This window comes from Rhodococcus sp. 14-1411-2a, from assembly GCF_002259485.1.
Lineage (GTDB): Bacteria > Actinomycetota > Actinomycetes > Mycobacteriales > Mycobacteriaceae > Rhodococcoides.
In genome coordinates, this window is record NZ_NPGA01000009.1 from 437389 (window position 1) to 462612 (window position 25224).

A 25224-nucleotide genomic window follows, 5' to 3' on the forward strand; every position below is an offset into this window, starting at 1 on the left:
GCATCCGAACAATACTTTCTGTGGACACTATTGCAACGTGAAACATGTTAAAAGGAGATCACGAAAGTTCACGACCAGGCGAGGGACTGCCGAAGTCGAGCCGATGCCGGAACCCGGCAACGATTCACAGGGTGACCGAGGACGCCTTCGCGTTGGTCTCGAGAGAGCGCAGCAAGGATTGCAACTGCTCACGTTCGGATTCGGACGGAAACACCGTGGCCGCGACTGCTTCCATGACCGGAGCCGCCTCGTCGTACTTGGCGCGCCCACGCGCGGTCAGGCGAATGAGCACCTGACGACGATCCACGGTGCCGGTACGACGGTGCACGAGATTGTTGGAGACCAGCCGGTTGACGGCCTTGGTCAGCGTCGGCGGCGCGAGCAGCGCGAACTCCGCGGTTTCGGCCATCGTGTGGCCTTCGCCGTCCGACAGCAACGACAGCACCCGCCACTCCTCGAGATCGAGCTCCCACGGGACGAGTGCACCGCGCAACCGATCCGAGACCGCGCGCTCGACGACGGTGAGCAAACGAGCGGCCGAACCAGCCTCGTCGTGATTCACGCGATCATGCCCCTCTGCTCTTACCTCGCCTGCGGCGCTACAGTCTCCCTCAGCGATTCTAGGGCGAAGCGAGCAGCGAATCGACACGGATCGGACGGACAACACGATGAACAGCGATCGGTTCGACACGTTTCGCGTCGGTCTGATCTTTCCGATGTCCGGACCGTTCGGCCTGGTCGGCCCGTCGAGTGAACTGTCGGCCCAGCTGGCACGGGACGAACTCAATGCCGCCGCCGGTGTACTCGGCCGGCGCGTCGAGCTGATCTCGATCGACGGTGGTCGCGACCCGGCAGCCGTCGCCCACGAGGTCTCGACCCTGCTCGACGCAGGCACCCTCGACGCAGTCGCGGGGATGCACACCTCGGCAGTCCGTCGGGCCGTGATTCCGGTGGCCACGAACCGAATCCCCTACGTCTACACGTCCCTGTACGAGGGCGGTGACCGCTATCCGGGCCTGTTCATCACCGGCGAGACACCCACCAACCAACTCGTCCCGGCACTGGACTTCCTGGTCCGCGAGTTCGGACGCAGACGGTGGGCAATCGTCGGAAACGACTACGTCTGGCCGCGCAAGAGCGCCACCATCGCGGCCGCCCGGCTCCGGGAACTCGGGGCCAGCGTGGTGCACGCCGAGTTCAGGCCGGTCGGCAGCACCGACTTCGCCACCTCCGTCGGCGCGCTCGAACGATCAGGGGCCGACGGTGCCGTCGTTCTGCTCCTCGGCGACGACGCGGTGTACTTCCATCAGCAATTCGCTGCAGCGGGACTCGACGTCCGATGCGTTCGGCTCAGTCCGCTGATGGACGAGAACATGTTGATCGCGGCAGGCGGAGAGAACACACACGGGCTCTATGTCGCCTCGGGATACTTCGAAACACTGGCCACCGAAGACAGTTTGGGATTCTCCGGCCGATTCGCCCGTGCGTTCGGCGTCGACGCGCCGATCGTCGGCGCTCTGGGGCAATCGTGTTACGAGGGCATCAAGCTGCTGGGTGCACTGGTGAACAGGGCCGGCACCACCGATGTGGGCGTCATCGAATCCATCTCCGATTCGGTGTCGTTCACCGGTGCCCGCGGTCGACTGTCCCTGTCCAACGGCCATGTCTCGCAGCCGATCTACTTGGCGCTGGCCGGCGAGGTCGACTTCGAGATCCTGAGTGAGATCAGACCCGCGAAGGACTGACGCGGTTCCCCCACAACACCAACCCACACACCACCACCATTGTCACCGCGGCGGTGACGGCCGCGACGACGACGAACTGCGCGAGTGTCGACGCCACGAACAGCAACAGCAACACCTCGACGGCGAGGGCGAACCAGGCGACGAGAGCGAGGTGGGTGCGCTCGCCCGCGATGGCCCACAGCAACGCGCTCTGCAGCACGGCCAGGCACGCACCCTGCAGCACGAACAGCCAGACATATTCCTGCACACCGGAATACGTATCGCCCACCACCAACGGCAACAGCGGAGACGCCAGCGCACCGCTGATCACCAGAACGGTACCGAGCCCCGCGACGACGGCCAGCGCCGATCGCACCGCGGACGCAGAATGCAGCGGGTTCGCCATCCGCGGATACAGCACCACGCCGACGGCCTGCGGTAACCAGAATGCCGCCTTGGATGCAACGGCCCCGACGGCGTACAGCCCGGCTTCGTTGGAGCTGAGCAGCGTGCGCGCCAGCACCAGATCCAACGCGGACATCGCGATCAACACCAACTGCACCTGTGACGCCTGCAGCACGGCCAGAACGGTGACCTTGGTTTCCGACACCGAGTTCACCGGTACCCCGGCCGTCCATCGCGCACCGAGTGCCACCACGCCGATACCCGCGGCCGTGGCCAACAGAACCGAACCGGGACCACCGCCGAGCAACAACACCAGCACCGCCGGTGCCACCTTGCCGAATCCTGCTGCGGCAAGCACGACACTGAGGGCTCCGAATCGCCCACGCCCCTGTAGCAACCCCTGCTCGGCAGCCAGCAGCACCAACACCGGCGCAGCGATGACCGCCGACACGGTCGCCGTCATCGAGACGTCCATGGCCGCGGACAGTGCGGGTGCCAGTGCCAGAGCGAGCACCCCCACCACCGCCGCACACCGATATCCCACTGTTCGCAATTCGCGAGAACTGCGCCCGCGCACCACTTCACGCGCAACGACGGACTGCAACGCCAACGCCGGAACCGCGAGAACCAATTGCGCAGCAAGCAGACTCGCGAATTCTCCGTAGCCCTCGACGCCGAGCATCCGGCTCGCAAGTACCTGCAGAAGGTAGGCCGCGACGTTCGCGAACATCGAACCGGCCGTCACCATCCCCATCCCGGCGACCGACGCACCCGCCGTGTGGTCTGCCTCGGACGAGGCGCGGAAAGACATGAGCCCACGGTATAGGGTGCCGATCATGGCGTGGTCGAGGTCGAAGTGGACACCGCCGCTCTACAGCCTGCTGCTCGCCGTGGTGATTGTCGGCCCGCTGCTCGGCCCCGGCTATCTCCTGCTGCGCGACGCCGTCAGCACTCCCCGTTCCTACTTCACCGACTCCGCCTGGGGAATCGCCGACACGGCTGCGCGGGCCGTCCCGCAGGACGCCGCGATCGCCGCGCTGTCGACGGTGTTCGACGGCGGACTCGTGGTCAAGACCATTCTGCTGCTCGCCCTGTGGCTGACCGGGTGGGGTGCGGCGGTCATGGCACGAACGGTACTGCCGACAGCCCCACTGCCCGCGCTGCTCGTGGCGTCGACGGTGGCCGTGTGGAACCCGTACGTCGCCGAACGACTGCTGCAGGGACACTGGAGCCTGCTCGTCGGATACGCCACTCTGCCGTGGACGGTGGTCGCTGCACTCGCGGTCAGAGAGGGCCGTTCCTGGTGGGCACTCGCAGTCTGTCTCGCCGCTGCCGGGCTCACCCCCACCGGCGCGTTGCTCGCCGCAACCATTGCCCTGGTGGTCCTCGCCCTCCCCGGGGGTGCCCGACGCGGCCTGCGCGTGGTCGGCGCCCTCGGAATGGCGGCGGTGGCGTCGACACCGTGGCTGGTGGCGACGGCCGTGTCCGGCAGTGGCGTCGATCAGGCGGATCCGGCGGGTTGGGCGGCGTTCGCGGCGCGCGCCGAGCCGGGCCTCGGTACCCTCGGCAGCCTCGCCGGTCTGGGCGGAATCTGGAACTCCGATGCGGTACCCGATTCTCGCACAGGGGCTTTCGCGTTCGTGGGCACGGCGCTGCTGCTGACCGTGGTCGCGTTCGGGGTGCGCCCGCTGATCAGGCGTCGAAGAAATCCGGTGATCGTGGGACTCGCTGTCGTCGCGTTGCTTGCCATCGCAGCGCCTGCGCTGGCAGCGACGGGACCAGGGTTGGCGATGGCCCGCGCGCTGGGCGAGACGGTGCCCGGTGCCGGCCTGCTCAGGGACTCACAGAAGTGGGTCGCGCTGGCGATGCCGATCTACGCTCTGGCGGCGGCGGCCGCGTTTTCTCCCCGTCGTCGACCGAATCGGGTGCAGCCAGCCGCGCTGAGCGCGGTCCAACGCACCCGATTCGGCAGTGCCGTGGCAATAGCGGCCCTGCTGATCGCACTACCCGACCTGGGCTGGGGCGTCGGGAACTCGATGCGGCCCGTGGTGTACCCGGAGTCCTGGCAGGCGGTCGCAGCCGAAGTACAGAGCGTCGACGGCGATGTCGCGGTGCTACCGGCCGGGATGTTCCGCCTCTTTCCCTACAGCGGCAGTGCTCCCGTTCTCGATCCCGCGCCGCGCATGCTGCCACTGGATGTGTTGCAGACCGGCGAGCTCATCGTCGCGGGCGGCACGGTGCGCGGTGAGGGGGTGCGCGCGACGGAGGTCCAGAATGCGCTGCTCGCAGGCGAACCCGTGGACGTCGTCGCAGAGCTGGGTGTCGGCTGGATACTGGTGGAGAACACCACCCCCGGCGAACTCGGCGAATCCGAGCAAACACTGAATTCACTGGCCATCGCGTACTCCGACGACCAGCTCACGCTCTACCGAGTACCCGATCCCGTGCTCACCGAAAGCCGGCCAGCGGCAGCCGTCGTCGTTGCCCACCTCGCATGGGCACTGCTACTTCTCGGCGGACTAGCGGTAGGACTGCTGAGCCGAATCCGAGTGCTGCGCACCCACCAGACCTGACGACCACGTGCCACGCGTCGTGGCGTCGAGCACCGAGTACACACCGTCGGCGCATTGCTCCCAGGAGAACTCCCCCGCGCGCACTCGCGCCTTCTCGCCCAGGCGAGTTCGGGCTTCGGCGTCCTGCAGCAGCTCCGAGACGGCAGCGGTCAGACCGGAGACGTCCCGGTCCTCTTCACCATCCGAAAGCCCGCCCACCAGCACGCCGGTGACGCCGTCGATGATGGAATCGGTGAGGCCCTTGGAACTTCGGTAGCCGACGGTCGGCACGCCGTGCTGCGCTGCCTCGACGACCGCGAGCCCCCATCCCTCCTTGCGGGAGGGCATGACGTGCACCCAGGACCGACCGAGCAGCGCGTGCTTGCGGTCCTCGTCCACGTGCCCGTGGAAGGTGACGTACTGCTCGATGCCCAGTTCGCTCACGTAATCGCGGAGGTTCTGCTCCCACCAACCGCCGCCGATGACGTCGAGGTGGATATCGGGGATCCGTCCGCGCAGCGCAGCAACGGCGTCGAGCGCGTCCTCGATCTGCTTGTGCGGAACCAACCGGGACAGCACGGTCAGCGACGGGTGCGCGGTGCGGGTGCTCTCGTCACCCTCGGGCACCGACCGGGGAATCTCGTCGGCTCCGTTGCGCACCACGGCGATGCGCTCGCGGTCGACGCCCAGTGCGACCAACTCGTCGGCGGACGGCAACGACACCGTCAGGTACTGATTGCGGCGGTGTACCCGCGGAGACACAGTCGATTCGAGCCACCAGCCGAGCTTGGCCATCATCGGCCCCGCGACCGGCCATTGCTCCCGGTGGCAGTGGTGCACCAGCAGCGTCACCGGAACGCCGAACGCAGCACGGGAGAAGAAGGGAATGCCGTTCTGGGTGTCGATCACCGCGTCGGGTGCGATGCCCTTGAGCGGGCCGAAACCCAGCCGCCCGGCCGCGATGGCGGCCAGTGCGCGGGGATACACCGACAGGCGTCCACCACCGCGACTGATGCGAATGCCGTCGACGATCTCCTCGGCGGGAGCTCCGGGGTACGACGCCGTCCTCAGCGTGACGCGGACGCCGCGTCGAGCCAGACCTGCGCCCACCTGCTCGAGGTATCGCTCGCTGCCGCCGCCCTGCGGGTGCCCGGTATCGCGCCAGCACAGCAACAGAACCTCGCGCACAGCCCGCTTCACCCAATTTCCGCATGTTCGTTTCACGACCGCCGTCGATTACCGTTGCCACACTAACCGCTAGGGTTCGTCTTCGTGACTTCCGCCGTGACACGTTTGTTCGCCTCTCGCGCGACACTGCGTCGCTCGGTGAGTCTGCTGAAGGACTTCGGACATGAGCAGAGCGCTCCCGACATCTTCTACGGCGCACTGGCCCGCGATTCCGTGGAGCTGATCGGCGATCTGTATCGGGGCCTGACCGGCACAGACATGTCCGCGGCGACCGTGTTGGACGTAGGCGGCGGGCCCGGATACTTCGCCGAGGTCTTCGGGGCCAGCTGCGCGCGCTACCTGCCCGTCGAGCCCGATGCGTCCGAGATGCATGCGGCGGGACTGCAGATACCCGGTTCGGTGCGCGGCTCCGGGATGGCACTGCCGTTCCGCGACAACAGTGTCGACATCTGCTTCTCGTCGAACGTCGCCGAGCACGTCCGCGAACCGTGGACCATGGCCGAGGAGATGCTGCGGGTCACCAGGCCCGGCGGGTTGACGGTGCTCTCGTACACCATCTGGTTCGGTCCGTTCGGCGGCCACGAGACCCGGCCCTGGCATTACCTCGGCGGCGAGTACGCGGCCCGCCGCTACGCCCGTACCACCGGTCACGAACCGAAGAATCGATTCGGCGAATCCCTGTTCGACATCAGCGCCGCAGACGGATTGCGTTGGGCACGAAGCACTCCCAACGCCACGCTGCTGGCCGCATTCCCCCGCTACCATCCCCGCTGGGCATGGTGGATGATGCGAGTTCCAGTACTACGAGAATTCCTCGGCAGCAACCTCGTCCTCGTTCTGAAACCGAACACCTAGCCTGGAACGATGACGGCACTCGCACTCGACATCGGCGGCACCAAGATGACGGCGGCACTCGTCGGCGACGACGGGCGGCCGGAGAATCCGGTCACGGTGCCGACTCCCGAGTCCGATGTCTGGGACGCCTGTGCCGAACTGCTTCGGAACACGGCCGAACCCGCCACTGTCACCCGGATCGGCGTCGCCTGCTCCGGTCCGGTGAATCTCGAGACCGGGTCGGTTGCACCGATCAACATCGACGAGTGGAAGAACGGCTTCGGGCTGCGCGATCACCTCGCCGAACTCTTCCCCGAAGCCGACATCCGCCTCGCGATGGACGGCAGCGCAGCGGCACTGGGTGAGCACCGCTTCGGTGCCGCCGTAGGAGTTCCGGACGTGCTGAGTCTGGTGGTGTCGACCGGCATCGGCGGCGGGTTGGTGCTGGGCGGGCAGATCGTCGCCGGTGCCAGCGGCAACGCCGGGCACATCGGACACATCGTCGTCCCCGGTTCCACGACGCCCTGCGCGTGTGGCGGAATCGGATGCGTGGAAACCGTCTCGAGTGGTCCGTCGGCGGTGCGGTGGGCGCGCGAGCTGGGGTGGACCGGCAGCACCGGAACCGAATTGGCAGCCGATGCGGCCGCCGGGGAGCCGGTCGCCATCACCTCGTTGCAGCGCGCCGGAGTGGCACTGGGCCAGGCGATCGCGTCGGCCGTCGCCCTGGTGGACGTACGGATGGTGGTGATCGGTGGTGGCTTCGCCCAGGCCGGCCCGCCGCTGTGGAATCCGATTCAGGAGTCGATCGCGCTACATGCGCGTCTGAAATTCCTCGATGGCCTGCAGGTGGTCCCGGCCGCATTGGGTGGACTCGGAACGCTGGCCGGGGCAGCCGCGCTCACCGTCTGAACGGGGCATACCCACACAGCCAGAACGGGGCCCACCCCTCGGTGAGCCCCGTTCTGTGTCGTGAATACTACGCGCCCAGGCGCTGCTTGAGGGCGTCGAATTCGTCCTGAATTCCGGTGGGCAGTTTCTCGCCGACGAAGTCGAACCATTCCTGGATCAACGGGATTTCGGCCTTCCATTCGTCGGAGTTCACCGCGAGCGCCTCGGCCACGTCCTCGACGGTGGTGTCGAGTCCGTCGATGTCGAGTGCCTCGGCGGTGGGGACCACACCGATCGGTGTCTCGACGCCTGCGGCCTTGTGCTCGATGCGCTCGACGATCCACTTGAGCACACGCGAGTTCTCACCGAATCCGGGCCACAGGAAGCGCTTGTCGTCGCCGCGGCGGAACCAGTTGACGTAGAACACCTTCGGCAGCTTCGACTCGTCGGCGTTCTTGCCCAGGTCGATCCAGTGCTGGAAGTAGTCGCCCACGTTGTAGCCGAGGAACGGCAACATGGCCATCGGGTCGCGTCGGACGGTTCCGACGGTGCCCTCGGCAGCAGCGGTCTGCTCGGAGCCGACGGTGGCTCCCATGAACACGCCGTGCTGCCAGTCGCGAGCCTCGGTCACCAGCGGAACGGTGGTCTTGCGACGTCCACCGAACAGGATCGCCGAGATCGGTACGCCCTGCGGGTCGTCCCACTCGGGAGCCATCGACGGGCACTGGGCCATCGGCACGCAGTAGCGCGAGTTCGGGTGCGCGGCATCGGTTCCGGACTCGGGCGTCCAGTCGTTGCCCTTCCAGTCGATGAGGTGATCGGGCTTGCCTTCGAGGCCCTCCCACCACACGTCGCCGTCGTCGGTCATGCCGACGTTGGTGAACACCGAGTTGCCCTGGTCGATGGTCTTCATCGCGTTGGGGTTCGAGTCCCAGTTGGTGCCCGGCGCAACGCCGAAGAAGCCGTATTCGGGGTTGACGGCGTAGAGACGACCGTCCTCACCGAAGCGCATCCACGCGATGTCGTCGCCGATGGTCTCAGCGCGCCAGCCCGGGATGGTCGGCTGAATCATCGCGAGGTTGGTCTTGCCGCACGCGGACGGGAACGCCGCGGCGATGTAGTACGCCTTGTCCTCGGGAGAGATCAGCTTGAGGATCAGCATGTGCTCGGCGAGCCAGCCCTCGTCGTGGGCCATCGCCGATGCGATACGCAGCGAGTAGCACTTCTTGCCCAGCAGAGCGTTGCCGCCGTAGCCGGATCCGTAGCTCCAGATCTCGCGATCCTCGGGGAAGTGCGTGATGTATTTGGTGTCGTTGCACGGCCACGGCACATCGGCCTGGCCCTCGGCGAGCGGAGCGCCGAGCGAGTGCAGCGCCTTGACGTAGAAGCCGTCGTCGCCGATCTTGTCGAGCGCAGCCTGGCCCATGCGGGTCATCACGCGCATCGACACGACCACGTACTCGGAGTCGGTGAGCTCGACGCCCAGCTTGGGGTCGGCCGCGTCGAGCGGGCCCATGCAGAACGGCACCACGTACATGGTCCGTCCACGCATGCAACCGCGGTAGAGATCGGTCATCAGCGTCCGCATCTCGGACGGTTCCATCCAGTTGTTGGTGGGACCGGCGTCGATCTCTTCCTTGGAACAGATGTAGGTGCGTGACTCCACGCGAGCGACGTCCGACGGATCGGAGTTGCCGAGGAACGAGTTGGGCTTCTTCTCCTCGTTGAGACGAGTGAAGGTGCCGGCCTCGACCAGCTTGCCGGTCAGGCGCTCCCATTCGGCGTCGGATCCGTCAGCGAACACCACGGAGTCCGGTTCTGTCAGTTCGGCTACCTGAGCAACCCAGGCAAGCAGTTCTTTGTGTCGAGTCGGCACATTGTCGGTGCCGCTCAAACCGGGAATGGTCGCTGAGGTCATCTAACTCTCCTGGGGTTAGCCGGAACCGGGAAGAATCCGCACGGTCGCTGTGGGCGACTACGCGCGAATGAATCTCGGTTTTCCCCTCTCGGCGGGGCGCTGCTCGGCCGTTCGAGCTGCAGTACACCATGTTACCGCGTACAGCAAGCCGAGGACCGAGCGCCGGATGTCCTGTTCATCAGGTTAACGCCGAGCGACGTGAATCCAGAAACAGGGTGTTGTCCGATTGGTCACAAGACCGATTCAGATAGGGAAAGTTCCGTGCAAGAAGGCCCCCACCAGCGGCGATGCCGGGCCCGCGCACACGCGCTAGAGCTCACCCGATTCGGTCATTTCACCCCGGCCGATACCGTTCGCTTCTCGAAAAATCTCCCACGTTCGGTATTGCCCGTCACGTCCGAAGGCCGTGAACTTGTCTGTCACACCGTCCCCGTCGACGTCGGTCGCCACCGTCATCCCGGCGTCGGTATGCCGCACGGTGGTCTCGTAGTGGCCGTCGCCGTCGAGATCGAACAGGTCCGTCGAGACCGTGGGCGCGCCCGGATCGTCGACATCGTGGGGCTCGACCTCCTCGGTGAGGAAATCCCCTGCTGCGAAGCCATCCACCGCGATCATCGACGCTCCTCACCTCGACCAACCAACCTGACGAACCGACACTGCACCTACTGACTCCGACGCACCGGCTCGTCGAACGGTTCCCCGTGCGTGGAAGAAAGCGGGACCGATCCACGAAATCGCTCGAGGCCCCGCTCCAGCGCAGACAGATCGCGATCGCAGGCAGACAGCAGCGCCGATCGATTGTCGGCGAGCCGATGCAGCTCGGCGTCCACCTCGGCGAGTGCGACGTCGATGCGGGCCACTGCGTCCCGGTCCGCACTCGCGACAGCGGACGCGAGCATCGACTCGGCATCGAGAATCCGCGAGAGCAATCGCTGCTCCACCGACGATTTCACCCGGGCCACGCTTTCCTGCGTCCAGCCACGCAGGTGCGCGCGGTGGGCCACCAGCGCCCGCGATCGCGTGATCCACCAGGCGAGCACACCACCGAGGACGAGGGTGATCACGGTGTTGGCAACTGCCCAGGCCGGCACCAGTGCCATCGGCGACACCACCAGCCGCCCGAGTCCCACCCCCGCCGACGCGCCGACAACGATCATGACCGCATCCTCGACGCCCCGACGCTTGGACGGCTCCCCGATGTCGAGCGGGTCATCCGCGAGACTCGACTCCGCCTGCGACGGCGCGAGCCCGAGCTCGGTCTCCACCGCCCGCAGTCGGGCCGTGAGCGCGGCGTCGGCTCGGTTCCGGGCACCACGCGCGGACTCGGCGACGTGCGCCGGAAGGTGTGTGAGCTCTGCACGTCCGGCTCCGTCGATCGTGCGCTTGGCCTGGGCGGTCAGAGCTCGAAATTCTTCGGCGGCGGCGTGGACGGACTCCACGCGTACTCGTTGAATGCGATTGTGCAGCAGCGCCCGTCGATCACCTCCGAGCTTGTCGCGTTCGCCGACGAGCCCGGCTCGCCGCGCACGGAGTTCGGCCGTGTCACTGCCCCCGGTCACCGCGCGCGCTCTCGCCACGATCGACGCTCTGGCTCCGGATGCGCAGTCCTGCACTGCCGCAGCATATTTACGCTCGGTTCCGAGAGCCGCGGTCTGCAGCAGTACAACGCCGAGCCGGTCCGCCACTGCTCCGAGACCCGACTCCGCGGACATCGCAGCGTCACCGCTCTCCCGGCCCATCCGCGCCAACCGAACCGAAACCGGATGGAACGTGCACTCCACCGCCCGTGGGACGCACTCGGCAACGACATCGGTGTCGGCAGAAACCACCTCACGCCAATGCCGATGCACGTCGATCTTGTTCACCACGAACACGACCGGTGTGGATTCGAGGGCTGCTCGCCACTGCTCGACCTCGACGCGACCCACCGGGGCCGACGCGTCGACGACGATCATCACGACCGCCGCATCGGCCACCGAATCCGTGAATTCGATGGCGGAACCGACGAGCCGGGACAGCTCACGGCGCAGTTCGGACTTGCCCGACCCTGCAGTACCGGTGAGGTGAACCCCGGCAGGTCGACTGACCCTGGCGCGCTCGATCTCGTCCAGGGCACTGGAATCCCAGCGTCGTAGAACACTTTTCATGTCCTCCGACAGCGGGATCACCGGCGCAGCATTCGTACGTGGCCTCGGCACAGTGCGAGTGCGGCGCGACGTACGTCGGGATCGACGGCTGCGGCCGCCCGCCTCTTCCACAGCACCGCCTGCTCCGACGCGACCTGCTCCGAACCGGTCTCGATCGGCACTCCCAGACGTAGAGCTGCACAGCGCATTTCGGCAGCCACCGCCTCGTCCGAGGCCAGGTACGACTCGACAGCGGCACGAACACGCCGATGACCGGCGGAGATCTGTTGCATGCTGCGATGCAGCTCTGCGTCCCGAGCCGCTGCGGCCGCCGACACGGCCGTGGAGACCGCGGCGATCAGGGCATCGGCCCCGGTGGCGTCGGCCAGCATGCGCACCGCATCGCCGTCGGACACGGCGGGTCGCTGCCGCAGTACGTCGACCAGCAGGGCGAGACCACGCAGTTCGATGCATTCGATCAGAGCTTCTCTGCGACGCGTCGACACCTCGATGTCGACGGCGCGAAACCGATCGACGGTCATCAGATCGGTCGGGCGCAGATCGGCCGCCGCAACGGCTCGTACGTCGGCCATGTCCAGAGTCGCGCCGGCTCGGCCCACTCCCCGCATGCCCGCCGCGGTCGCTCCCATCACCGGCAACACCGTCCGCCCCAGCTGCTGCGAGGCCGCTGCTGCGTCTGCTGCGGGATCGTCGAGTGTGTCCGCCTTCGTCAGCACGACGACGGTCCCGTCCAGAACACCCCTCGGCCTCGAACTCAGCAATGCGATGTCGACCGGCGACACCGCTCCCGCGATCACGTGGACGAGCACTTCGCCCTCGCTGTTGTCCGTCCTGCCCTCGCGCCATCGGACATCGAGGCCGTCGGCGTCGAGCGGCACCGACTCGAGAACGGCGAGAACAGCGGATTTCCCGACGCCGGCGCGGCCGGTCACCCGTGCGGTCAGCGGCCGCAGGCGATCGTGGACGGCGTTTTCGACGGCCTCGCGTGCGTCGGTCGACGCGACCCGGTCACGCAACAGGCCCAGACCGGCCTCGGCGACATCCATGATCGATTCCCCCAGAACGATCCCGCCGCCACTTTCCGGACGCGACGCACAGCCCCCTGCTGCGGCACCGATTCTGGCACATGCGGGCGCTCGCGAGCCGATCGAAACGAATTGCATCGTTGTAATTAGTCGGGTGCGTCCCACCGCTGATCAGCGGTTGGACGGCAAGTCTCAACTTCAACTCGAGACCCACCTGTCACACGCCCCGTCGATGCGCGACAATGGACCGGTGAACGAGCCCCAGGACACCTCTGTCGACACCGAGGAGAACGCCGTGCAGACCCAGGAACGGGGCTCACGACTCTACCCACGCGTGACGAGTTTCCGCTCTCGGCGCGGAGCGCTGACCGAGGCGCAGCAGACCACCTGGGACAGCCTGTGGCCGCGCATCGGCCGCGACGTCGCCGACGAGCAGATCGACATCGACGCCTGGTTCGGGCGCAGCGGCCCGGCGATCCTCGAGATCGGCTCGGGTACCGGCACGGCCACCACGGCGATGGCCTCGGCCGAGCCGCACGTCAACCTCATGGCCGTCGAGGTCTACCGCCCCGGCCTGGCGCAGACACTGCAACAGATCGAACGAGAAGGCATCGAGAACGTTCGATTGCTGCGCGGTGACGCGATGGACGTGCTCGAGAACATGCTGTCCTCGCAGTCGCTGACCGGCGTCCGTGTCTTCTTCCCCGACCCGTGGCCGAAGGTTCGGCACCACAAGCGTCGGCTGCTGCAGGGGCCGACTTTCGCGATGATCGCGGATCGGTTGAAGCCCGGTGGCGTTCTGCACGTGGCAACCGATCATGCCGAATACGCTGAGTGGATTGCCGAGGCCGGGAACGCCGAGCCCGGTCTGACCGTTCTCGATTGGGAATCGCCCATGACACACGAGCGACCGGTGACCAAGTTCGAGGGCAAAGCACAGCTGGTCGGTAGCTCGGTGACGGAATTGATCTGGGGAAAGAAGACAGCATGAGCGTCAGTACGGACATGCCCGACACCGTGGTCGACCCCTCAGAACTCGGTGCCATCGGTGAAACGCGCCACAGCAAACGCGTCCTGCTGGTCTGGGATGCCCCGAACCTGGACATGGGACTGGGCGCAATTCTGGGTGGCCGACCCACCGCCGCCTACCGTCCGCGCTTCGATGCCCTGGGCCGATGGCTGCTCAGCCGCACCGCCGAACTCTCCACCTCGGGCACCGCGACGCTCGAACCCGAGGCCACGGTGTTCACCAACATCGCCCCCGGCAGCGCAGATGTGGTCCGACCCTGGGTCGAAGCATTGCGTAACGTGGGATTCGCGGTGTTCGCCAAGCCCAAGGTCGACGAAGACAGTGACGTCGACGCAGACATGCTCGACCACATCGACTTCCGCAACCGTGACGGCGGCCTTGCCGGTGTCATGGTCGCGTCCGCCGACGGTCAAGCGTTCAAGGGGCCGCTGGAGGCCATCGCAGCGACCGGAGTGCCCGTACAGGTACTGGGATTCCGGGAGCACGCAAGCTGGGCTGTCACGTCGGACATCCTGGAATTCCTCGACCTCGAGGACATCCCGGGCGTCTTCCGTGAGCCACTGCCTCGGGTGAGTCTCGATTCGCTCCCCGACGAGGGCGCGTGGCTGCAGCCCTTCCGACCGCTGTCCGCCCTGCTCGTCGGGCGCCAAGGAGTTTCTTAAGTGTTCGCCAGATGGGGAGACATCGTCTACCGGCTGCGGTACACCGTTATCGGTGTCATGGTGGCCGGACTGCTGGGCTTCGCCGCCTACGGTCTCGATCTCAACAGCCATCTCAGTCAGAGCGGTTGGGACGATCCGACGTCGGAATCGGCTGAGGCTGCCCGTCTGGCAGACACGACCTTCGGTCGCGACAAGCAGGGCGACGTCATCGTCCTCTACACCGCCCCCGAGGGCTCGACCATCGATGATCCGGCGTTCCAGTCGGCGATCACCGACAACTTGAACTCTCTGGTTGCCGACCATCCGGACCAGATAGAGAAGATCAACGGCACGTACTTTCCCGGGACGGGCGCGCCCAACCTCGCTGCACTCGGCACCACCGACAAACAGCACGCCATCGCCAGCATCGCCATCGCCGGAGCCAACGACACCGAACTGACCAACAACTTCCAGTCCGTCAAGGACGTCTTCTACATCGACGGCGTGGACGTGCAGGTGACAGGCCTCCAGGCCGTCGCGGGGGCATTGCAGTCGACGATGGCCGGCGACATCCAGCGCATGGAGATCCTCGCCATCCCTGCCGTGGCAGTACTGCTGTTCTTCATCTTCGGCGGCGTCGTGGCCGCCGCTCTTCCGCTGATCATCGGTGGCCTGACGGTCGTCGGTGCCAACGGCATCGTGAAGGTGTTCACCAACTTCACCGAGGTCAACTCGTTCGTCGCGCCCGTGGTCTCGCTCGTCGGCCTCGGCTTGGCGATCGACTACGGATTGTTCATCGTCTCGAGATTCCGAGAAGAACTCGGCGACGGCTACTCGACGCCACAGGCCGTGCGCCGGACCGTCATGACGGCCGGTCGCACCGTGGTGTTCTCGGCGACGATGATCGTCGCGTCCCTCGGTGGTCTGTTGCTGTTCCCGCAGGGCTTCCTCAAATCGGTCGCCTACGGCTCCATCGCCACCGTCGCGCTCGCAGCCCTGACGGCCATCACGATCCTGCCCGCGATGCTCGCCATTCTCGGCCCTCGCGTCGACGCGCTCGGTCTGAAGTTCATGCGCAAGACCAAGTCGAGCGAGGAGATCGAGAACGGCATGTGGGGCCGCCTCACCCGCTGGGTGATGCGCAACCCCGTCAAGGTCACCGTGCCCATCGTGCTCGGCCTGGTGCTCCTGACGCTGCCCGTCGGCAACATCAAGTTCGGCGGTATCAACGAGACCTATCTGCCTCCGGACAACGTGACCCGCGAGGCACAGGCCGAGTTCGATTCGCTCTTCCCCGGCCAGCGCACCGAGCCGATCAAGCTGGTGATCAGCAACGCACAGGGGCCCAACCTCGCAGCGATCACCAACCAGGCCAACAATGCGCCGGGATTGATCGAGCAGTTCACTCCCAACGGGGCCAGCAAGGACGGCATCATCGTCTTCAAGGCCGGACTGGTCGATCGCAACGACTCCAAGCCCGCCATCGACTTCCTGCGCAGTATCGACGTGCCAGAGGGAGCGTCGGTTCTCGTCGGCGGTACGCCTGCCATCGAGCAGGACTCCATCAGTGCACTCATCGACAAGCTGCCGTTGATGGCCGTGCTCGTGGTGTTCATCGTGACGCTGTTGATGTTCCTGACGTTCGGATCGTTGGTGTTGCCGATCAAGGCGGTGCTCATGACCGTCCTGGGCCTCGGTGCCACCATGGGCATATTGACGTGGATATTCATCGACGGCAACGGGGCGGGGCTGATGAATTTCACCCCTGGTCCGATCATGGCTCCGGTGCTGGTGCTGATCATCTCGATTGTGTTCGGCTTGTCCACGGACTACGAGGTGTTCCTGCTCTCCCGGATGGTCGAAGCACGCGAAAAGGGTGCCAGCACAAGCGAAGCCATCCGCATCGGAACCTCGCATACCGGACGCATCATCACCGCCGCGGCCCTGATCCTCATCGTCGTCACCGGAGCGTTCGCGTTCTCCGACCTGGTGATGATGAAGTACATCGCCTACGGCATGATCGCCGCCCTCATCATCGACGCCACCCTCATCCGCATGTTCCTCGTGCCCGCCACGATGAAACTGCTCGGCGACGACTGCTGGTGGGCCCCGCAGTGGATGAAGCGAATCCAGCAGAAACTCGGACTCGGCGAGACCATCCTCGAGGACGAGCTTCTCCCCATGGAAGACGTGCCCGAGCTCGCGCTCGCAGGCGGTGCACCGTCGAGTACCGTCGCGCCGCCGATGCGCCCGGCACCGCGCCGCAACGAGCCGCTCACCGAGCCCATTCCGGTGGTCGCACCGCATGGTGGGGGTCCCATTCGGGCGACCCACGCCGCGAAGGAAGAATCCCGACGCAGTGTGACGGGACGTCCGGCAACCCCACCGGAGCCGACCCGTGCGGCACCGACCACACCTCCGGCACCGGCTGCGCGCCCGACTCCTCCCCAGGGCCAGACTCCTACCCAGGCCCAGACTCCTCCCCGGGCCCAGGCTGCTCCGCAGGACCGACCCGCTGCTCGGCCCGCCCCGAGCCGGCCGGTGGCACCGCGCCCGACCGTCGAGCCGGAGCCGACCCAGGCAGCAGAGATCGTCCGGCCCGCACCGCCGGTCAACCCGGTGGCTGCTCCCCCGTCGGCGGAGCCGCCTCGTGCACCGAGCGCACCGCGTCCGACCGTCGAGCCGCCGAGCCGAACCCGTGCTGCTCGCGCACCTCGCGCGGAGGAACCGGATTCGCGTTCCATCGAGAGCTGGCTCGCCGACCTGCGAGCACCCAGCGCATCACCGCCCCCGAGCACACCGCGCAACGGCTCGACCGCGAACGGTACGAACCACAACGGTACGAACCACAACGGTACGAACCACAACGGTTCGACTGCGAACGGCTCGGACCACAGGGGTGACGACGAGAGCAGCTCGCCGCAGAACGGTTCCGAACGCAACGGGCACAGCGGCGTCGAGTCCGAACGCAACGGCACCGAGCCGAACGGCACCGAACGCAACGGCAGCAACGGGTCCGCGTCGAGCGAGACACCGTCCGAGAAGCCGTCGGGCCGTCGGGCCGCACCGACCACCGAGGGCGGCGACAGCGGTCGTCATCGCGGCGGGGAGAGCGGACACGTTCTCAGCGTCAGTGAACTACTCGCGCGCGAGCGCAACCGTTCACGCTGACCCCGATGTGATTGGGGCGAAACAACTCCCGAGAACTCCTGACCCCACCCCCGCACCGCGTCAATGAACCACTGCACCGTCGAGACGCATGCAGTGGTCCATTGACGCAGCAGGGGGATCAGCGGGAAACTGCCGCACTTTCTCGGTCCGCGAACACCTTGGCGTATCGGGTACCGGCGATCAAGAGCAGCAATCCCACGGCGATGAAGGCGATGACTCGGAAGAGTCCGTCCAGAGCGACGAGGTCGAACAGAAACAGTTTCGCGATGGCTGCGGCGGTCAAGGACAGTCCGGCCAGCAGGGCCAGATGAGCGTGGGTGACGCTGCGCAGCCCGAAGGCCAGTAGCGCGAAGGCTGCGATCATCCACTCGATGGTTGCCGCGGTGTGGCCTGCGGTGAATCCTGTTGTTTCGCCGCCGATTCCGATGCCGAGGGTCACCGTTGCCGTCGTCAAGCCGTACAGGGCAAGTACGCCGGAGACGATGCCGAGGGTCTGCAGTCCGTCGTCGACCAGTTTCAGTTCGGCCAGCACGTAGACGAAAGCGAGTGCCGTTGCAGCGAGCAGGATTCCACCGAGAGAGATACCGACACTGCCGACGGCTAGATCGGAGTCGAGCAGCGCCTGCGGCGGGCTGACCGAGACGAACATCAACGTACCGATCACGCCGAATCCGCTGCCGATCGAGTATGCAAGAGTCGAGCGGGTGCTGTGGGCCACCGCGATCAGAGCCGAGGCGACTGCGAACATCACGACCGGGCGAATCTCGAGGGTCGTCGACTCGACTGCGGCCTGCAGCGTCGCCAGGGCTCCGACCACCGCGACGGTGATGCGAGCGTGCCCCGGCAACCAGTTCACCAGAATCACGATCGCCAGAGCCGCAGCAGCAAGAACCAACTGGAGGGCGACGGTGGCCCCGCGATCGAAAACGTCCGCGGAGACCAGTACGGGCAGAGACGTGAGAGCGATCATCACGGTGGCGACCACATCGGAGACGTTGCGGCGCAACAACTCCAATGACGTGCCGATGCCGAGGAGGGCTACCGCCACGACGACCAGGAACAGCCAGAGGTCGCCGGTGGATCCGGACAGATCGGCACTCGCGATGGCAGCCAGTACCGCGCCGACGAGCGGTACGGTCCGAACGGCCTGCAGAAGTTGCCAATTCCGACCGATCTGCGCCGGGAAACTCGAGACGTAGGTGGCGACGAGGAACGCGATCAAGGTCAGGGTCAGTCCGTCGGTCAGCACCGGTCCGCACACTGCGACGCCGGCGAGGATCAGCACCGCCATCGGCTGCGACTTCCACTGCACTGCGAGTGCCGTTCCGGCTGCGGCAATTCCGAATGCGGTGATCAGACCGAGCACGGGATCGAGCCAGCCGTACAGGACGGATGTCGCGAGTACATCGAGATACAGGCCCGCGATGCCGGTGGCGGCGAGGGCGATCCCGCCGACGCGTCCACCCGAGCGACCGAAGACACGGACGCCCGCACCGATCAGCGCGAGTGAGAACACTGCGCCCGCCGCGACCCTCAGCGGAGGGCCGAACCACCCGGCCTGGGCGGCGAGAACGAGCAGCATCACGACACCGACGAGAGTGACGCCTGCGCCGGCGACAGCCAGCAGGCGGCTGATGACACCGTCACGCTGCCACCATGGTTCCCGCGGTGGAGCCGGGGGCCTGGGTGCGACGACCGGTCCCCTCGGCGGCGTGGGGTAGGGCGGGGCAGGCTGGGGCCGAACCATCTGCTGTCCCATCGGCTGACGGACAGCTTGGCCGAACGGCTGACCGTAGGGCTGCGGGGGCAACGACGGTGGCGCCACCGGCGGCGGAACGGCAGGGGCTGGAGCAGGGGCCTGACGAGGAGCGGCACCCGCGGCACCGAGTTGCGACTGCAGTGTCTGCAGATCGACGGCCACCTGGCGCATGTGGTCGCCCAGGGAATCGAAGCGGCTGGACAGTCGCGCGACGAGTTGCGGATCCAGCCCGGAGTTCTGGGAAGAAGTCATGGGTTAGATCCTGCGACCGTCGCGGCCGAAAAGCGTGAGTAGTGCTACTCGGATTCCTCGAGTAGAAGCGCGTCTCTAGCCGAACATGCGGCGGAACGAGCTACCGAACGGATGCTTGGCGGTCACCGAGCCCAGGCGGACCTTGCCCGAGACCACGAGGTGCAGTGGCCCGTACGGCGGGCCGGTGCGGACCTTGTTGGTGGCGCTGCCCGCCACCGTGTCGACACCGTTGAGATCGACGGTCGCCTCGGTCGGCACGATCAGGGTCACGGTGCTGCAGTAGTCGTCGACGTGTATTTCGACCACCTGGGTGGACATGACTGCCTGGGTGAAGTCGAGTGTCACCGTGGACATGCGGGTGGCGAGGCGCAGGTTCGACGGCACGTTCCACGGGCCCTTGCGGGTGATGGTGGACATGGTGCCGCGCAGTGTGTCCGACGCGCCGCTGCCGTGCCCCCAGTGCTCCTGAACGACGCGGCGCGGGGTCGGTTGCGGGGTGGGCGCGGCGAAGGATCTCGGTGCCGGGCGATGTTCCTCGGCGATCTGCATCCCGGGCAGATCGGCGAGAACAGAGTTCAGTTCACCGCGGGTCTTCGACGCCAATGCGGTGTCCATTCGCTCGGTGAACTCACCGAGCGAGAGCATGCCCTGGCCCACGGCGCGCTGCAGCAGCTCTCCGACGTGCTCGCGTTCGGCATCGGACACTCGTAGATCCCTTGCCTCCATGTCATCAGGGTAGCGAAGATCTCACGCTGCGCGACCGCCCAGGACGGAGAGCATTCCGGACACCGACGCGGGCCATCCGAACTGTTCGGCGCGCAACCTGGCGGCGATGCGGCGGCCGTCGACCGGCAGTTCGAGTACTCGTTCCATCTCGGCGGCGAATCCGTCTGCGGTGTTCTCGGAGGATCCACCGCAGTGCGGGGTGACGATCTGCGCCAGCGCCGAGGTCTCGGAGACGACGACGGGCGTACCTGCGGCGAGCGATTCCAACGCGGCGAGCCCGAATGTCTCGTGCGGTCCCGGCGCGAGAGCGATGTCCGCGGAAGCCAGCAGGGCTGCGACGGCCGCTCTGCCGTCGACGAACCCGAGGAATTCGACGGGTAGACCGCGGGCGCGTCGTTCGAGGCCGGCTCGGCGGGGGCCGTCGCCGGCGATGACGAGCCGTGCCCGCATTCCCGAATCACAGAGTGCAGCAGCCGAATCGATGCTTCTCTCGACGTGTTTCTCCACCGACAGTCGGCCGCAGTGCACGAGCAGCCGGTCGGCGCTGCCCAGCCATGCGGACCGTTCGCCGGCAATGCGGCGACGCGGATGGAAGAGGTCGAGATCCACACCGAGCGGTACCCGTTGCACGTTCCGAACGCCGATGCGCTCGAACTCCTGTTGCGCGAACTCGGTGGTGCACACGACGGCGTCGTACTGTTCGGCGGTACGCCGGTTGGCCAGATCGGCCAACGGACGGGCGCAGCGCATCGGCATCGTCTGGGCGAGCAGTCGGTCCAGGCGTTCGTGGGAGATCATCACGCTCCGTACGTCTCGACGCGCTGCCCAGCCGCCCATGCCGCGCAGCGTCAGACGGTCCGATACCTCGATCACGTCGGGCCGCAGTCCGGCTGCCACCGAGGACACCCGGCGCGGGTCGGCCACTCGATACCCACCGGTGAGCGGGATCTGCGGTGCAGGCACCTCGATGCGCACCACTCCCGACGGCAGAAGCGTCTCGCTCCGTCGATCTCCCGGCACGATCAGAATCACCTCGTGGCCGCTCGCGACGTACCCCGATCCGAGCTGGTCGACGGCCGTCCGCAATCCCCCGGACCTCGGTCCGTAGAAGTTGGCGAGTTGGACGATGCGCACTCGACCAGTCTTCCCAGCGACAAGTCCGCCCGACGGCGCGGCGATGGATGGTGACCGAACCTTCGCGGAATTTCTGTGTGGGGATCGCTACCAACGGGTAGGTGGAACAGATGCGAGTGACACTGCAATCCACCGGTAACGCCCCCGCCGCCGAGGTCTGGGAGCGCTACATGGAACCGACGGCCTGGAGAACCTGGGCACCGCAGATCATCGGCGTCGAGTACCGCGGCGAGCGGCTGGACGCCGACACCACCGGCCGAGTACTGGGGCCGTTGGGCGTGCCGATCGACTTCCGGGTGCATTCGGTCGACGAGCAGTCGTGGACGTGGGCGTGGTCGGCGTGGTTCCAGAACCAGGCCATCGGGGTCGACCTGACGCACGGCGTGGTCTCACGCCCCAGCGGCACCAGGGCGTGGCTGACGATCGACGGCCCACTGCCGCTGGTTCTGCCGTACGTGCCGGTCGCCAAGTTCGCGCTCGGCAGGTTGTGCGCCCAGTAGCTACTCGGACCGTGTGACGGTCTTCTCGTCCGACTTGTCGGCGACGTCGGTCGGCTCGGGCGTCGGTAGCGAAGAATCCTCACCCGACCCGTCCAGATGGCCGTCGAATTCGTCGATCGCCTCGTCACGCTCGTCGCCGGTCCGATCGAGATCGGCGTCGACACCCTTCGAGTGCTTCGCCGGGTCGACGGTGGTGTCCACTGATTTTTCGTTGTCGGTCATGGGATGCAGAGTGCCCCTGAGCTACCGACGCAAACCCTCACAGCCCTTTTTCGATGACGTATCGGGTCAGTTCGACGCGGTTGGCCAGTTGCAATTTTCGCAGGGTCGCCTGGACGTGATTTTCGACGGTGCGATGGCTCAGCGTCAGTCGGGTCGCAATCTGCTTGGCGCTCAGACCCTTTGCGACCAGGCGTAGCACTTCGGTTTCGCGGTCGGTCAGCGTCGGACGGGTGTCGGATTCCGGTTGCGGCGACGACGACATCCGCCGGAACTCTCCGAGCACCAGGCCCGCGAGGCCGGGAGTGAACACCGCCTGCCCGGCCGACGTGGCGCGGACCGCGTCGAACAGCTCCTCGGCCGATGCACTCTTGACCAGGTAACCCGTCGCTCCCGCCTTGATGGCGTCGAGCACGTCGTTGCGTTCCGCGGACGCCGAGAGCACCAGAATCCTCGTCTGCGGCGACGCCTCCAGGACGGCGACGGTGGCGTCGGCTCCGTTGCCGTCCGGCAGATGCATGTCCATCAGCACGACGTCGGGAGTGGTGGCTCGCGCGCGGCGGCCGGCAGCGGCGACACCGTCTGCCGTGGCGACAACCCTGAATCCGGCAGCGTCGAGATCTCGGGCGACGCCGTCGCGCCACATCGGGTGATCGTCGACGACCATCACCGCGATGTCGGCATTCGTGTCCTCGGTCATCGAAGTCCCTTCGTTCGAGGAATGCGGATCTCCCATTCGGTTCCCTCGCCCTCCTCGGTGTCGAGTATCGCAGTACCACCGAGAGATTCGACGCGGCCGAGTATCGATTTCGAGACGCCCATCCGGCCTTCCGCTTCGGCGGCGGCGAGCCGTCCGGCCGGGATTCCGCGGCCGTCGTCGCGAATGCTGACGATCAATTCCCCGTCGACGTCCTCGAGCAGCACGTAGGCCTTCGCATCGGCACCGGCGTGCAGCTCGACGTTGGACAGTGCGGTCGCCACGACAGCGGCGAGCTCCTCGGCGACGTCGGAGTCGACGAGCACCGGATCGGCCGGAGTCGAGACAGCCACTGAGGAACCCGCCTGAGTTCGCAGCAGCGCCCGCACGTCGACGATCGAATCGGCGTGATCGCCACGCGGAGCCGCCTGTTCCGAGATCAGCACCCGCAGAGCGACCTCCTGCTCGCCGGCCAGCTCGGCGAGTTCGGCTGCCGGCCCGCCTATTTCGAGCCCGCGCCGTCGCACCAGAGCCAGTACCTGCAACACTCCGTCGTGCACCTGCCGCGCCAGCCGTTCCCGCTCTTCGGTGATCGCCGCCGACCGTGCTGCCCGACGCAGTTCTTCGTGGGCCCGCCGGGCGGTGTTCGACGCCATCCCCAGCGCCAGTCCGGCCGAGAGCAGCACCGGGGCGGTGGCGTCGGACCAGAGGTCGGAGTCGAAGCGGTCGCGGACGAGTGCGCTGACCACCGACATCGCCACTCCCGACGCGATCCCGCCCTTGGGGCCCAACAGGATTGCGGCGGAGATGACCGCGTTGGTGGCCCACAGTGTGGTCGGCAATGTTTGCCGGGTGCTGTACCAGTCGTAATCGGCCACCAGCCGTGTCGACGCCATCAGGGCGACGACGATGATCTGATCGGCGAGTACCACCTGCCAGCGCGGAAGCGATGCGCGCGCGAGCATCAGAGCCGACGCCCCCGACCACACGGCCATCGACGCCACCAACATCCAGCTCAACCGCGGATTGGTATAGTTGTCGACGGTGGCCACCTGGTAGCCGACGGCGTAGACGAGGGTGACCAGCCGAAAGACCTGGGAGGCACGCCACAGCGGGGTGTCGGGATCGGACGAGGTGAGCGTGGTCCCGACCCGATCAGCCGTCTGCATCGGTCTTCTTGTTCGGAGTCTTCAACTCTCGCTTGGGGAGTCGCTCCGGCTCGTCGCTTCCGGGAGGAGTGTGCGGGTCGCTCGGCTCGGCGGAGTACAGCGGGTCGGGCACCTCGAGTTCCTCGTAGACCTCGTCCGGGTCGGCGGCCAGCAGCGACCGCACAGCGGTGTTGAGGACGGCGACGATCGGTACGGCCAGCAGGCCTCCGACGATGCCCGCGAGCAGAATGCCGACGGTGATGGACAGGACTACCGCCAGCGGGTGCAGCCGCACGGCACGGCCCAGCAGGAGTGGTTGCAGCACATGGCCTTCGAGCTGCATGACGGCCACCACGATGCCGAGGGTGATGACCGCGGTGATCAGGCCCTTGGTGACGAGTGCGATGAACACCGCGACGAATCCGGTCAGCACCGCACCGATGATCGGTATGAACGCGCCGATGAACACCAACGAGGCCAACGGAAGTGCCAGTGGTACACCGAGAATGGCCAGCCCGGCTCCGATGCCGATGGCATCGGCGGCCGCGACGGCAACCGTCGCCCGGACGTATCCCACCAGCGACCCGAAGCCCTGGATGCCCGCGGTGCGGATTTTTCTGCGGGCCGCGGTCGGTGCCAGCCGGGTGACGAACTGCCAGATCTGATCTCCGCCGTACAGGAAGAAGATGAGGACGAAGAGTGTGAGCAACGCGCCGGTGAGTATCTCGCCGATCACCGCCGCAGTTGTCAGCGCTCCGCTGGTGACGGCCTCCTGATTGTCCTGAACGACCTTCACGAGGCTGTCGGTGGCCTGCCTGATCTGATCCTCGCTGATGTGCAGCGGGCCGTTGCTGAGCCATTCCTCGATGCCGTTGATGGACTGGGTGAACTGATCACCCACCTGCGGTAGGCCCTCGATGAACTGCTCGACGATGAAGGTCATGATGCCGGCGACGACACCGATGCTGGCGATGATCACGACGATCACCGCGACGGCGCGTGGCACTCCGCGTCGGTGCATCCAATCGACGACGGGAACGAGCATCGCCGACGCCAGGAGCGCAAGACCGAGCGGAATGACGACGGTGCTGAGTTTGGCCACCACCAGGCAGAACGTGATGAATCCGGCAAACAGGACAAGCAGTCGCCATGTCCATTCCGCGCCGACCCGCACCAGCGGATGCACCGAATCCGCAGCCGAACCGGGGCCCGGGGACGCCCCCGTACCTTGCGCCCGCAACTCGTCGGTGCTCACCCGCTAAATTT

General features: G+C 66.6%; 22 protein-coding genes. 8 read left to right on the forward strand and 14 right to left on the reverse strand.

Annotated features, from left to right (window positions below; translation table 11 throughout):
• Positions 1–124: 124 nt before the first annotated feature.
• Positions 125–562 carry a MarR family winged helix-turn-helix transcriptional regulator gene (locus CH291_RS07615; RefSeq protein WP_094635230.1) on the reverse strand — a complete coding sequence of 146 codons (438 nt, stop codon included), beginning with the start codon at positions 560–562 and terminating at the stop codon, positions 125–127.
• A gap of 106 nt (positions 563–668) precedes the next feature.
• Between CH291_RS07615 and CH291_RS07620 the strand changes: the two genes are divergently transcribed.
• A complete protein-coding gene (locus CH291_RS07620; RefSeq protein ID WP_094635229.1) occupies positions 669–1745 on the forward strand; it encodes a substrate-binding domain-containing protein in 1077 nt (358 codons plus the stop codon).
• Here the strand turns inward: CH291_RS07620 and CH291_RS07625 are convergent.
• Positions 1726–2940 carry a polysaccharide biosynthesis protein gene (locus CH291_RS07625; protein ID WP_179276470.1) on the reverse strand — a complete coding sequence of 405 codons (1215 nt, stop codon included), beginning with the start codon at positions 2938–2940 and terminating at the stop codon, positions 1726–1728. The two genes, CH291_RS07620 and CH291_RS07625, sit on opposite strands and share 20 nt — an antisense overlap.
• A gap of 25 nt (positions 2941–2965) precedes the next feature.
• Between CH291_RS07625 and CH291_RS07630 the strand changes: the two genes are divergently transcribed.
• Positions 2966–4702 (forward strand): hypothetical protein, encoded by a 1737-nt coding sequence (locus CH291_RS07630; protein WP_373455112.1) that lies wholly within the window; start codon positions 2966–2968, stop codon positions 4700–4702.
• On the opposite strand, the gene CH291_RS07635 is transcribed toward CH291_RS07630, so the two are convergent.
• Positions 4649–5869: a glycosyltransferase family 4 protein gene (locus CH291_RS07635; RefSeq protein WP_094687158.1), complete on the reverse strand. Its 1221-nt coding sequence runs from the start codon at positions 5867–5869 to the stop codon at positions 4649–4651. The genes CH291_RS07630 and CH291_RS07635 overlap by 54 nt on opposite strands.
• Before the next feature lie 84 nt (positions 5870–5953).
• Between CH291_RS07635 and CH291_RS07640 the strand changes: the two genes are divergently transcribed.
• Complete coding sequence (locus CH291_RS07640) at positions 5954–6724, forward strand: class I SAM-dependent methyltransferase (protein ID WP_231893765.1); 771 nt, start codon at positions 5954–5956, stop codon at positions 6722–6724.
• A gap of 9 nt (positions 6725–6733) precedes the next feature.
• Positions 6734–7612, forward strand: a complete 879-nt coding sequence (locus CH291_RS07645; protein ID WP_094639214.1) for an ROK family protein — start codon at positions 6734–6736, stop codon at positions 7610–7612.
• Positions 7613–7679: 67 nt separating this feature from the next.
• Here CH291_RS07645 and CH291_RS07650 read toward each other — a convergent pair whose 3' ends face one another.
• From CH291_RS07650 to CH291_RS07665, 4 genes are all read right to left on the reverse strand, one after another.
• A complete protein-coding gene (locus tag CH291_RS07650; protein WP_068049118.1) occupies positions 7680–9509 on the reverse strand; it encodes a phosphoenolpyruvate carboxykinase (GTP) in 1830 nt (609 codons plus the stop codon).
• A 309-nt stretch (positions 9510–9818) separates the two neighbouring features.
• A complete protein-coding gene (locus tag CH291_RS07655; RefSeq protein ID WP_094687087.1) occupies positions 9819–10124 on the reverse strand; it encodes a DUF6802 family protein in 306 nt (101 codons plus the stop codon).
• A 47-nt stretch (positions 10125–10171) separates the two neighbouring features.
• Positions 10172–11677, reverse strand: coding sequence for a hypothetical protein (locus CH291_RS07660; protein ID WP_094687088.1), 1506 nt, complete (start codon positions 11675–11677; stop codon positions 10172–10174).
• Positions 11674–12702 (reverse strand): hypothetical protein, encoded by a 1029-nt coding sequence (locus CH291_RS07665; protein ID WP_094687089.1) that lies wholly within the window; start codon positions 12700–12702, stop codon positions 11674–11676. Before CH291_RS07665 ends, CH291_RS07660 begins: the two co-directional genes overlap by 4 nt.
• Positions 12703–12913: 211 nt before the next feature.
• Here CH291_RS07665 and trmB point away from each other — a divergent pair, with 211 nt between their 5' ends.
• Genes trmB through CH291_RS07680 form a run of 3 tightly spaced genes read left to right on the forward strand, consistent with a single transcriptional unit; the run spans position 12914 to position 17523 of the window.
• Positions 12914–13672: a tRNA (guanosine(46)-N7)-methyltransferase TrmB gene (gene trmB, locus CH291_RS07670; RefSeq protein ID WP_094639229.1), complete on the forward strand. Its 759-nt coding sequence runs from the start codon at positions 12914–12916 to the stop codon at positions 13670–13672.
• Positions 13669–14373 carry an NYN domain-containing protein gene (locus tag CH291_RS07675; protein ID WP_094671015.1) on the forward strand — a complete coding sequence of 235 codons (705 nt, stop codon included), beginning with the start codon at positions 13669–13671 and terminating at the stop codon, positions 14371–14373. The genes trmB and CH291_RS07675 overlap by 4 nt, the downstream gene beginning before the upstream one ends.
• A complete protein-coding gene (locus CH291_RS07680) occupies positions 14374–17523 on the forward strand; it encodes an MMPL family transporter (RefSeq protein WP_094687090.1) in 3150 nt (1049 codons plus the stop codon).
• A gap of 118 nt (positions 17524–17641) precedes the next feature.
• On the opposite strand, the gene CH291_RS07685 is transcribed toward CH291_RS07680, so the two are convergent.
• The 3 genes from CH291_RS07685 to CH291_RS07695 form a co-directional block, all read right to left on the reverse strand.
• Entirely contained in the window at positions 17642–19534 is a 1893-nt protein-coding gene (locus CH291_RS07685) for a DUF2339 domain-containing protein (protein ID WP_179276471.1), read from the reverse strand.
• 75 nt (positions 19535–19609) lie between these two features.
• Complete coding sequence (locus tag CH291_RS07690) at positions 19610–20260, reverse strand: DUF1707 SHOCT-like domain-containing protein (RefSeq protein ID WP_094639220.1); 651 nt, start codon at positions 20258–20260, stop codon at positions 19610–19612.
• A 21-nt stretch (positions 20261–20281) separates the two neighbouring features.
• Entirely contained in the window at positions 20282–21394 is a 1113-nt protein-coding gene (locus tag CH291_RS07695) for a glycosyltransferase (RefSeq protein WP_094687091.1), read from the reverse strand.
• A 110-nt stretch (positions 21395–21504) separates the two neighbouring features.
• Between CH291_RS07695 and CH291_RS07700 the strand changes: the two genes are divergently transcribed.
• Entirely contained in the window at positions 21505–21894 is a 390-nt protein-coding gene (locus CH291_RS07700) for a MarR family transcriptional regulator (protein WP_068049094.1), read from the forward strand.
• On the opposite strand, the gene CH291_RS07705 is transcribed toward CH291_RS07700, so the two are convergent.
• The 4 genes from CH291_RS07705 to CH291_RS07720 are packed head-to-tail and all read right to left on the reverse strand — an operon-like array spanning position 21895 to position 25144.
• The gene (locus CH291_RS07705; RefSeq protein ID WP_094687092.1) at positions 21895–22116 is read right to left on the reverse strand and encodes an autophagy-related protein 2; all 222 of its coding nucleotides are present in this window, start codon (positions 22114–22116) and stop codon (positions 21895–21897) included.
• A gap of 37 nt (positions 22117–22153) precedes the next feature.
• On the reverse strand, positions 22154–22780 hold the full coding sequence (locus CH291_RS07710) for a response regulator (RefSeq protein WP_179272218.1): 627 nt from the start codon (positions 22778–22780) through the stop codon (positions 22154–22156).
• 29 nt (positions 22781–22809) lie between these two features.
• Entirely contained in the window at positions 22810–23979 is a 1170-nt protein-coding gene (gene macS / locus CH291_RS07715) for a MacS family sensor histidine kinase (protein ID WP_068049057.1), read from the reverse strand.
• A complete protein-coding gene (locus tag CH291_RS07720) occupies positions 23966–25144 on the reverse strand; it encodes an AI-2E family transporter (protein WP_094639231.1) in 1179 nt (392 codons plus the stop codon). The genes macS and CH291_RS07720 overlap by 14 nt, the downstream gene beginning before the upstream one ends.
• Positions 25145–25224 lie beyond the last annotated feature (80 nt).